This window comes from Leptolyngbya sp. FACHB-36, assembly GCF_014695955.1.
Lineage (GTDB): Bacteria > Cyanobacteriota > Cyanobacteriia > Leptolyngbyales > Leptolyngbyaceae > FACHB-36.
Map to the genome: position 1 here is coordinate 1 of NZ_JACJPG010000456.1, position 4,274 is coordinate 4,274.

4 protein-coding genes are annotated in these 4,274 nt (G+C 52.5%); 1 reads left to right on the forward strand and 3 read right to left on the reverse strand.

All coding sequences use genetic code 11. From position 1 onward, the window contains the following. Positions 1–2,421: PAS domain S-box protein (locus H6F43_RS12840; protein ID WP_190343142.1), on the forward strand; the 2,421-nt coding region annotated here is incomplete at its 5' end. 76 nt (positions 2,422–2,497) lie between these two features. Here the strand turns inward: H6F43_RS12840 and H6F43_RS12845 are convergent. The 3 genes from H6F43_RS12845 to H6F43_RS23140 form a co-directional block, all read right to left on the reverse strand. Continuing rightward, positions 2,498–2,914: a hypothetical protein gene (locus H6F43_RS12845; RefSeq protein ID WP_190343143.1), complete on the reverse strand. Its 417-nt coding sequence runs from the start codon at positions 2,912–2,914 to the stop codon at positions 2,498–2,500. Next, on the reverse strand, positions 2,907–3,800 hold the full coding sequence (locus H6F43_RS12850; RefSeq protein ID WP_190343144.1) for a pirin family protein: 894 nt from the start codon (positions 3,798–3,800) through the stop codon (positions 2,907–2,909). The genes H6F43_RS12845 and H6F43_RS12850 overlap by 8 nt, the downstream gene beginning before the upstream one ends. A gap of 352 nt (positions 3,801–4,152) precedes the next feature. Then, a partial coding sequence (locus tag H6F43_RS23140) for an IS4 family transposase (RefSeq protein WP_190342048.1) occupies positions 4,153–4,274 on the reverse strand: 122 nt, incomplete at its 5' end.

The following is a 4,274-nucleotide window of genomic DNA, read 5'->3' on the forward strand; positions in this document are numbered from 1 at the left end:
CAGGTGCAAGAACACGCGAATACGTTGAATGCCATTCTCTCAACGTCGGTCGATCATATTTACGTCTTTGACCAAGAGGGGCGGTATTGCTATGTCAGCGATGGAGGTGCCCAAGTTCTTGGGTTCCAGCCAGGTGACGTAATTGGCAAAACCTGGCGCGATCTTGGCTTACCAGCGGCTCTAATGGAGCCGGTCGATGCGCAGCGAGAAACCGTCATCTCCACGGGGCGATCGCTAAAAAGTGAAACTGATTTCGCCACAGACAGCGGTATCCGATCGTACGAATACATTCTGACTCCATTGGAGAGTTCAGGCCAATCCATCCAATCCGTTGTCGCCATTTCTCGCGACGTTACCGATCGCAAGCAAGCGGAGGCAGAGCGCAACCAATTGCTGATTCGTGAGCAAGCCGCCCGTGCAGAAGCGGAAGTTCAACAGAATCGTCTCTATTCGCTACTGCTAGAGGCTCCAGCCTTTATTTGTATCAATCGTGGACCTGATCACGTCTTCGAGTTTGCCAATCCCCGCTATTCTCAGGTTGTTGGCAATCGTGAATTGATTGGACGCACCGTTCGAGACGTCTTTCCTGAAATTGAGGGGCAAGGACTGTTTGAACTGCTCGATCGAGTATTTACCACAGGACAACCGTTTGTTGGCAATGAAGTCGCGGTGCAGTTCGATCGACACGGGGACGGCACGATCGACCAGGGATTTTTCAACTTTGTTTACCAGCCTGCCTATGACATCAGTGGCGCCGTCGAAGGGATCATCACCTTTGGCTTTGAAGTCACCAATCAAGTAATTGCGCGACGGCAAGCCGAAGCGTTAGCGGAAGACCTGAAAGCCCAGCAGGCTGCATTAAAGAAAAGCGAAGCTCGGTTTAGCCGCTTAGTGGAAGCCAATATTATTGGCATCATTCTGGCTGGACCGAATGGCACCATCCTGGAAGCCAACGATGCGTTCCTGCAACTGGTGGGGTACAGCCGCGAGGACTTACGCAATGGAATCATGAACTGGGGCGAAATGACTCCCCCAGAGTACGTGCAGCAAGACGAAAAAGTTCTACAAGAACTTGCCACCTCCGGAAGCTGTGCGCCGTTTGAGAAAGAATATCTTCGCAAAGATGGAAGCCGCGTTCCTATTTTGCTGGGAGCCGCACGGCTCGAACATGACCAGCTTGCCTGGGTTTGTTTTGTTCTGGATCTGACCGAAAGCAAAAAAGTTGAGGCGCTGCTGCGGCAACAGACCGAGGAATTATCGCGAGCAAACCGACTAAAAGATGAGTTTCTCGCTACGGTTTCACACGAGTTGCGGACGCCGCTGAACGCGATACTGGGCTGGGCAACGATGCTGCGCTCCAAACAGCTCGATGAAACCATGATCACCCGCGCGATCGAGACGATCGAGCGCAACGCCAGAGCGCAAAATCAGTTAATCAATGATCTTTTAGATGTTTCTCGCATTATTACTGGCAAGCTTCGCTTAGATGTGCGCCCGGTTGTGCTTGTGTCGATCGTTGAAGCGGCGATCGACTCCATTCGCCCTGCTGCAGACGCCAAAAGTATCCGCATCCAAAGTCTACTAGACCCTGCTGCTGGACCTATTTCGGGAGATCCCGATCGGCTTCAGCAAGTGTTTTGGAATTTGCTGTCCAACGCTGTGAAGTTCACGCCAAAAGGTGGGCGAGTTCAGATTCGGTTAGAGCGCATCAATTCTCACGTTGAGGTGACAGTAAGCGACACCGGACAGGGAATTAGTCCTGAGTTCTTACCCTTCGTTTTCGAGCGCTTGCAGCAAGCCGATAGTACGACTACGCGGGTCCATGGTGGCTTGGGACTCGGTCTGGCAATTGTGCGTCATCTGGTAGAACTGCACGGCGGCAGCGTTCAGGCAGCGAGTGAGGGAAACGGTAAGGGAGCGACCTTCGTGGTCAGTCTTCCAGTTACCATTTTTCGTTCAGAGCCAACGACGATCGAACGGGTGCATCCGACCAATAGTGACACTCTGCCGCTAATTAATTCACCCAGATTGAATGGCTTGAGAATTTTGATTGTGGATGACGAAGCAGACGCGAGAGAAATGTTAGACACGCTCCTACGGGAAAGTGGGGCAGAAGTCACGACAGCCGCATCGGCTAGAGAGGCGTTAGCCGTGATCAGTCAAAGCACACCTGAGCAACGACCTGAGGTGCTAGTGAGTGACATTGGAATGCCGGACGAAGATGGGTACATGCTGATCCGTCAGGTTCGGGCACTCGCTCCAGAACAGGGCGGTCGAATTCCGGCGATCGCGCTGACTGCCTATGCCCGCACCGAAGATCGCATCAAAGCGTTATCGTCTGGCTTTCAGTCCCATGTTCCGAAGCCAGTGGAGCCAGCAGAGTTTGTCACGGTAGTAGCAAATTTGATCGATCGTTTGTGATGGATTCTTGTCATGGGTTCTAAAAAAGCGACCCAGCGAATCGCAATTCGCTGGGTCGCTTCTTAGTAAGAACCGTTTATCGCTGAGCGACTGACGCCAGAAGTGTCACAACGTCTGCATGAGCCAGCACCACATCCGGGTTGCGTTGAAATGCCGCGTCATACTTCATGGCAAAATCGTTGCCCACTTCATCGGGGGTTAGCAGAATCCGAATATCTGTAACCAGAGCCGCAATTGTCTCTAACAAAACGGGTTCATCCGATTGCAGCAGCTCGTCCACTTGCACAATCATTTCTGAAAGCCGATGCAGCCAGGCAAATTGCTCGTCGTGGATTACCAGTTGCAGCAGTTTGCCCCGAGTAACCTGTCCACGTACTTGTTCGTAGTTAGCGCGCTCGATGTCCAGCAACAGCTTGTGCAGACGCAGCAGTTTGAGCTGTAGATCGCGCAGCAGTTGATGTTGGTTAATGCGTTGTTGAAGTGAGTTAAGCATGGATACGTCCCATCCTTCCATTACGGTAATCGTCGATCGCTTGAATGATATCGGCTTCAGTATTCATCACAAAGGGACCATAGCGCACTACTGGCTCATTTAGTGGTACCCCAGCAATCAGCAGGAGATCGAGAGGCTGTTGGGCATCCGCTGAGTTGGCGATCGCAACCTCTTCCCCGTCCTGAGCAAAGAGTACCATTTGTCCATCTTCACCGCGCTCTTGTTCAGCACCAAACGCGCCCGATCCGTCGAGCACGTAAGCAAAGGCGTTGTACTCCTTCGGCACGGGCTGAACCAAACGTCCACCCGGTTGCAGCGTAACGTGCAGATAGATAATCGGGGTCTGAGTTTCAATCACCGCTTTCGCCCCGATCGCTTCTCCGGCAATTACCCGCACCGTGACCAACCCATCCTCGGTTTGGGCAACGGGAATTTGAGCCGCTGGAATTTCCTGGTAGCGGGGTGGAATCATCTTGTCGCGCTGCGGCAAATTGACCCACAGTTGAATGCCGTGCATTCGTCCACCTGTGCGAGCAAATTCCGACTCCGGCATCTCGGAATGCACAACCCCTGCCCCTGCCGTCATCCACTGCACATCGCCTGCGCTCAAAATCCCGCTGTGTCCCTCAGAATCTTTATGCTCTAAACGTCCTTCTAGGAGATAGCTAACGGTCTCAAAGCCGCGATGTGGGTGGTCGGGCGCACCTTTTGCCTGACCAGGTTTTAGATTGATCGGACCCAGTTCGTCGAGCAGAAGAAACGGATCAAACGCAGAGAAACTGCTTTTTGGGAACGGACGCCGCACCAGGAACCCTGCCCCTTCTAGTGTTTCAACGCTGTTAACAATTCCGGCAACGGCTCGTAGCGTTTGAGTGTGTACCGTCATACAATTGCCTCTTCAAGGAATGGTGGGCAAGCAAACTTAAGCGATTCGCTCACATTAGGACAGCGGTAAAGTTTTGCTGTGGTGTCCTATATATGATTAGTCATATATTAGCATAGAAGTAGCTCGATACGAGTCAGGTTCGTACGACCTTTTGTTGGGTAAACCGTCTATGGCGTGTCCCAATTCAGTCAAGCCTACAATCTACCTCCTGCCTCCTCCCTAGCCACGGCGTACACACAAATGACTTTTGACCTAACCCCCAGCCCCTTCCCTGCGAGGGAAGGAGCCGGATCAAAGCCCCTCTCCGCGTCGGCTATCCATTACGCAAAAGTGGGCGGAAGCTTTATCAAGCTTAGGCTTTAGCCGCAAGTTGTGCTCCTTGAAGTAAGTGATGCAATACTCCCATCCCTCGCCACAACGTTTTCAAGCCCGGCTCACCGTCTGCCGTACGAGCTAGAAAACCTCCAAGTTGAG

What these genes read in the sequence shown, in the direction of transcription:
- H6F43_RS12845 (WP_190343143.1), bottom strand. Translation starts at nt 2,914, where the DNA reads ATGCTTAACTCACTTCAACAACGCATTAACCAACATCAACTGCTGCGC.
- H6F43_RS12850 (WP_190343144.1), bottom strand. Translation starts at nt 3,800, where the DNA reads ATGACGGTACACACTCAAACGCTACGAGCCGTTGCCGGAATTGTTAAC.